We start from the raw sequence: 4,003 nt of genomic DNA on the forward strand, positions 1-4,003 counted from the left end.
TCTTCCGGATCTACGAGGGCACCAGCCAGATCCAGCAGGTGATCATCGCCCGCGAAACCCTGAAGCGAGGCGGCTGACGAGAAAAGACGGCCCCGGACGGGGAGGTCCGGGGCCAGAATTCGGGCGCGCTGCGCCGGAGCCGCACACAGGTTCGGCGGTCGCGCCCTCGGCCGGGCTGACGGTTCGGGGTGTCAGGCGGCCGCGCCGGTCAGGCGGCGACGTTGGCGAAGCGCCGTCCCCGCGAGGCCGAAGCCGGAGATCATCAGGGCCCAGGTGGCTGGTTCGGGGACGGCGGCCGGCTCGCTGATGTCGTAGAGCGCGACGCTGTCGAGATACATGCCGCTGCCGGGATTGCCGGCGGTGTTGTTGAAGTAGATGGCCGCCGAGCTGCCGATGGCCGTGAACTCCAGGGTGTAGGTTTGCCAGTCCATGGCGTTGGTCGTCGCGCCGCTGTGGCCGACGCTCTCGACGACGGCGAGAGTCCCGTCGATCGCGATCCCGAAGGTCATCGCCGCGCCCGCGATGAACGGGTTGTTGCTGTAGTCGAAACTCAGCCGATAGGTCTTGCCCGTCTCCAGCGTCAGGGCCTGGTAGATCGAGCCCTGCGACGAAGTTCCGAGGAGGTCGACGGCGTAGCGGCCGGCGCCGACGGGATCGGGGTCGCCACCGAAGTAGCCGTCGTTGCGGTGCACGTCGATATTGCCGAGAACGCTCCACCCGAAGTCGGCAGGCGTGTTCGTGGCGTCGTAGACGACGTACTCGCCGGAGAAGGCGACGTCGTCGAATCCCCCGTTCTTGATCAGGTTGGTGGCCGCGGCGGCTGGCTGAGCCCCCATCAGGCAGACGGCCGCAGCGGCCGGGAAGAGGATGCGCCTCATGCTTCAGGTCCTTTGTTTTGACTGGACCTGGCTAGGCAGGATCCGGGGCGGTCTCACCCCGCGGGCGACGGGGCGGAGGTCTCCTGAGACGAACGTCGTTCAGTCGTCCGTTCGTCGTGGCGAAAGCCGTCCAGGCGTCGACGAAACGGAAAGCCGTGGACGCGACGGGCGGTTGGTGGAAGTTAGCGGTCAATGAGCGACCCGATCGAAACCGCTATCCTCGACGCCCTGGCGAAGGTTCCGCCGGGCAAGTCCATCGCGCCCGAGACCATCGCCCGCGAGCTCGATGCCGAGCGCTGGCAGCGCCAGCTCGGCAAGGTGCGCGCCGTGGCCGTCGGCCTGGCGCGGCAGAACAAGCTGGTGATCCTGCGGCACAACAAACCGGCCGATCCCGACACCTTCCGCGGCGTCTGGCGCATGCGTCTGCCGCAGGAAGGCGACGCGGCGGCCTGATTGCAGCCTTTTCCTAGGGTTAATCGGCCGGGCGTATACGTTGCCCCGACATGAAGCGCCTGGTCCTCGTCTTCCTGCTGTTCGCCCTCTCAGCCTGCACGCCGCTGATGGTGCAGACCGCGGGCACACCGCCGGCCGGGTTCCAGGGACCGCGGCTGGAGCAGGACGCGGTGATCAGCTTCGACGGTGCGCGCTTGGGCCTCACCATCTGGAACGCCGCGACGGGCGAGCCGTGGGCCGTGGTCGTCGCCGCGCACGGCATGAACGACTACGCCAACGCCTTCCACTTCGCGGCCGAGGACTGGGCGAAGCAGGGCGTCACGACACTCGCTTACGACCAGCGCGGCTTCGGCCGCTCGCCCGGCCGCGGGATCTGGGCCGGCGACGACCTGATGGTCGAGGACCTGCGCACGGTCACGGCGCTGGCCCGGGCGAAGTATCCGAACGCCGTGATCACGGTGGTGGGGGAGAGCATGGGCGGTTCGGTGGCCGCCGCCGCCTTTGCCACCGACAATCCGCCCGCCGCCGATCGGCTCGTGCTGCTGTCCCCCGGCGTCTGGGGCTTCAAGGCCCAGCCGCTACCGAACAAGACCCTGCTTTGGCTGGCGGCGAACTTCACCGGCTCCAAGGTCTACACGCCGCCGCGGTGGCTGACCGACCGCATCTATCCGACCGACAACCGGGAGGAACTGATCGCCATGGGCCGCGACAAGCTGATGATCTGGGGCGCGCGCTCCGACACGCTTTACGGCCTTGTCCGCCTCATGGACCGGGCGGCGAAGGACGTGGGCGAGGACCGGCTTCCGACCTTCTACCTCTACGGCGCCAACGACGACATCATCCCCAAGAACGCGGCGTTCAAGGCCGTGAAGGGGCTGAGGCCCGGCGACCGCTCGGCCTACTACGCCGCCGGCCACCACCTGCTGACGCGCGACAAGCAGCGCGCGGTGGTGATCGCCGACATCCTGGCCTTCATCCGCGACCCGCAGGCCGCCCTGCCGTCCGGCGCGCCGCCGATCCCGGGCGCCGGCGCCAAGCACGCGGGGCCGCCAGGCTCCCCGGCGCGTCAATCCGCAGGGTTGTGATATGCCCCGCACAAGCGTATCTCCCGCCAAATTCCTCCCCCAGGACGCAGAGTTCACGGCATGACCTTGTTCGATTCTCCGGCCTTTGAGGGCCATGAAGGCGTCCACGCCTTTTCGGACGAGAAGACCGGCCTCAAGGCCATCATCGCCGTGCACTCGACGGCCCGCGGCCCGGCGGCCGGCGGCTGCCGGATGTGGCCCTACGCCAGCGCCGAGGACGCGCTGACCGACGCGCTGAAGCTGTCGCGCGCCATGTCCTACAAGAACGCCATGGCCGACCTGGAACTGGGCGGCGGCAAGAGCGTGATCATCGGCGACAGCCGCACCCAGAAGACCCCGGCCCTGTTCGAGGCCTTCGGCCGCGCGGTCGAGGACCTGGGCGGCAAGTACTGGACCGCCGAGGACGTCGGGGTTTCCGTGGCCGACCTGACCCATGCCCGCAGGCACACCCGCTACGTCGCCGGTCTCGAAGGCCATGAGGCCGCGTCGGGCGATCCGAGCCCCGTGACCGCCGAGGGCGTGTTCCGCGGCGTGCGCCTGTGCGTGCAGCGGGCGCTGAAGCGTGATCTCTCCGGCGTGCGCGTGGCCATCCAGGGCGTCGGCAACGTAGGCGGCTACCTCGCCCAGAAGCTGCACGCGGCGGGCGCCCGGCTGGTGCTGACGGACGTGAACACCGAGGCGCTGAGCCGCTTGGCCGCCGCCACCGGCGCCGAGATCGTGGCGCCGAACGCCATCTTCGACGCGGACGTGGACGTCTTCGCGCCCTGCGCCCTTGGCGGCGCGATCAGCCTCGACACCCTGCCGCGCATCCGCGCCCGCATCATCGCCGGCGGCGCCAACAATCAGCTCGCCGACGCCGACGCCGGCCGCGAGCTGTTCAACCGCGGCATCCTCTACGCCCCGGACTACGTCATCAACGGCGGCGGCATCATCAACGTCGCTGGCGAGATCCGCGCCCTGGAGCGCGGCGAGGCCTTCGACCCGGCCTGGGTCGACGCCAAGCTGGACCGCCTCGCCCTGACGCTGGAGGAGGTGCTGGAGCAGGCCCTTGTCGAGCGCCGTCCGACCCACGAGGTCGCCAACGAAATCGCCCGCGCCCGGATCGTCGGCGCGGCGGAAAAGCGCGCGGCGGCTTAGGGCGGGGCGTCACCCTCTGGGCTTCCGGACAGGTTGGTCGCTCCCACCACTGGAGCGGTCGGACGTCTCAACGCCCGACCGCCGGCGAACAGCCCGAAGCCGATCAGGGCCGGTACGCCGCCCAGGACGACCGGCATGATCAGGAAGCTGAGGTCCTCGCTGTTGGAGGACGTGAGGCCGCTGAACAGGAAGCCGACGAAGAACAGCGCTCCGCAGCCGCCGCAGAGCAGCATCATCAGGACGCCGACGCCGATCAGCGCCGCGCCGAAGAACCGTTGGACGGCGCTGGGTTCGCTCATCGCCTCTGTCCCCGCTGCAAGGCCCCGGCGCCCGCCGCGCCCGGCCGATAGAAGGTGTTGAAGGTATCGAAGGGGATGATGGTCCCGTCCGGCTGGACGAAGTGGACGCAGGAGCGCTTCACCGTGCCCAGGTCGAAATTGAAGCGGTCGA

At 69.5% G+C, this 4,003-nt stretch carries 6 protein-coding genes; 4 read left to right on the forward strand and 2 right to left on the reverse strand.

The features are described 5' to 3' along the window. The coding region (locus Q0L11_RS15270; RefSeq protein WP_296598354.1) for a hypothetical protein at positions 1 to 77 on the forward strand (77 nt) is incomplete at its 5' end. 114 nt (positions 78 to 191) lie between these two features. Here Q0L11_RS15270 and Q0L11_RS15275 read toward each other — a convergent pair. Then, positions 192 to 878 (reverse strand): PEPxxWA-CTERM sorting domain-containing protein, encoded by a 687-nt coding sequence (locus tag Q0L11_RS15275; protein ID WP_296598348.1) that lies wholly within the window; start codon positions 876 to 878, stop codon positions 192 to 194. 192 nt (positions 879 to 1,070) lie between these two features. On the opposite strand from Q0L11_RS15275, the gene Q0L11_RS15280 reads away from it, so the two are divergent. Genes Q0L11_RS15280 through Q0L11_RS15290 form a run of 3 tightly spaced genes read left to right on the forward strand, consistent with a single transcriptional unit; the run spans position 1,071 to position 3,553 of the window. After that, the gene (locus tag Q0L11_RS15280) at positions 1,071 to 1,331 is read left to right on the forward strand and encodes a DUF3253 domain-containing protein (protein ID WP_296598350.1); all 261 of its coding nucleotides are present in this window, start codon (positions 1,071 to 1,073) and stop codon (positions 1,329 to 1,331) included. Positions 1,332 to 1,381: 50 nt separating this feature from the next. After that, entirely contained in the window at positions 1,382 to 2,416 is a 1,035-nt protein-coding gene (locus Q0L11_RS15285; RefSeq protein WP_296598351.1) for an alpha/beta fold hydrolase, read from the forward strand. A 60-nt stretch (positions 2,417 to 2,476) separates the two neighbouring features. Continuing rightward, positions 2,477 to 3,553 carry a Glu/Leu/Phe/Val dehydrogenase dimerization domain-containing protein gene (locus Q0L11_RS15290; RefSeq protein WP_296598352.1) on the forward strand — a complete coding sequence of 359 codons (1,077 nt, stop codon included), beginning with the start codon at positions 2,477 to 2,479 and terminating at the stop codon, positions 3,551 to 3,553. Here the strand turns inward: Q0L11_RS15290 and Q0L11_RS15295 are convergent. Next, a complete protein-coding gene (locus tag Q0L11_RS15295; protein ID WP_296598353.1) occupies positions 3,550 to 3,852 on the reverse strand; it encodes a hypothetical protein in 303 nt (100 codons plus the stop codon). The genes Q0L11_RS15290 and Q0L11_RS15295 overlap by 4 nt on opposite strands. Positions 3,853 to 4,003: the final 151 nt, after the last annotated feature.

Origin of the sequence: Phenylobacterium sp. (assembly GCF_024508875.1) — a bacterium.
Taxonomy (GTDB): domain Bacteria; phylum Pseudomonadota; class Alphaproteobacteria; order Caulobacterales; family Caulobacteraceae; genus Phenylobacterium.

Excerpts from the sequence above, each read along its gene's own strand:
- Q0L11_RS15275 (WP_296598348.1), bottom strand. The coding sequence starts at position 878 with ATGAGGCGCATCCTCTTCCCGGCCGCTGCGGCCGTCTGCCTGATGGGG.
- Q0L11_RS15280 (WP_296598350.1), top strand. The coding sequence starts at position 1,071 with ATGAGCGACCCGATCGAAACCGCTATCCTCGACGCCCTGGCGAAGGTT.
- Q0L11_RS15285 (WP_296598351.1), top strand. The coding sequence starts at position 1,382 with ATGAAGCGCCTGGTCCTCGTCTTCCTGCTGTTCGCCCTCTCAGCCTGC.
- Q0L11_RS15290 (WP_296598352.1), top strand. The coding sequence starts at position 2,477 with ATGACCTTGTTCGATTCTCCGGCCTTTGAGGGCCATGAAGGCGTCCAC.
- Q0L11_RS15295 (WP_296598353.1), bottom strand. The coding sequence starts at position 3,852 with ATGAGCGAACCCAGCGCCGTCCAACGGTTCTTCGGCGCGGCGCTGATC.